Annotated in this window: 2 protein-coding genes; both read right to left on the bottom strand. The window is 46.5% G+C overall.

What is annotated here, in order from left to right; all coding sequences use genetic code 11:
- Nucleotides 1-164 precede the first annotated feature (164 nt).
- The gene (locus A7Q09_RS11355; RefSeq protein ID WP_394346632.1) at nucleotides 165-320 is read right to left on the bottom strand and encodes a helix-turn-helix domain-containing protein; all 156 of its coding nucleotides are present in this window, start codon (nucleotides 318-320) and stop codon (nucleotides 165-167) included.
- 63 nt (nucleotides 321-383) lie between these two features.
- The coding region (locus A7Q09_RS11075; RefSeq protein ID WP_347877504.1) for an aminomethyltransferase beta-barrel domain-containing protein at nucleotides 384-856 on the bottom strand (473 nt) is incomplete at its 5' end.

Raw genomic sequence — 856 nt, forward strand, 5'->3', positions numbered from 1 at the left:
GTGTAGAGTTCTTCTTGACATCCTCCCCGGCCTGAAGGCTGGAGATTCCAACGAACGCTAAGGTTGGGCATTGATCCGCTTTTGCGTTGCTTCGGTGAGTCTTTTCTGCTGGCGACCCGACTACATCGCTTCCTTCATAGGTGAATTGGGCCTGTCAAACCGGGTTAACCGAGCTTTTTTCCCCCGCACTTGTAACGCTTCTTCTGCAACGCCAGCGCTTCGTTGAACACCAAGAAGCACAAGCTGGCAAAGTGGCGCATTTGCTGCTCCTGCTGGCCATTGGGCATCAATTCGTATAGGAAGGCTTCAATGCGTTGAATGTTTCAAAGCACACCTGATCAAGATGGGGGCAAGGATAATCACGTCAGTCCCCAAGTAAAAAGTCAATCCTTAACTGAATCCCTTTCTATCCATCCGCCTCCAAGCACGGTGTCTCCCTCGTAACAAACGGCTGCTTGTCCTGGAGAAATTCCAAATTGTGGGGATTCAAAATCTACTCTGAATCGACCATTTTCCAAAGGCGTGATAAAAGCAGGAACCTCCGGATAATTATATCTTAGTTTTACTGTAACTTTTCGGGTAGTTTGAATTTCTTTTTCAATCCAATGGGCTCCCGCCACAAAACAATGAGTTTTTAGCAGACTTTGCCAGCTTCCAACTTTAACTGCTTTCGATAAAGGATCGATATCAACCACATAGAGGGGACGGCCTTGTCCTCCCGGAAGTCCTCTTCTTTGGCCTACGGTATAGCGCTCAATGCCTTGATGGACACCAATCACCTTCCCTGTTTCATCTAAAATTGGACCGGCATTCGATTCCTTGGGATCTATTTTTTCTTCGATAAAATCTTTATAAT

The organism is Methylacidiphilum sp. Yel (assembly GCF_004421185.1).
Classification (GTDB): domain Bacteria; phylum Verrucomicrobiota; class Verrucomicrobiia; order Methylacidiphilales; family Methylacidiphilaceae; genus Methylacidiphilum.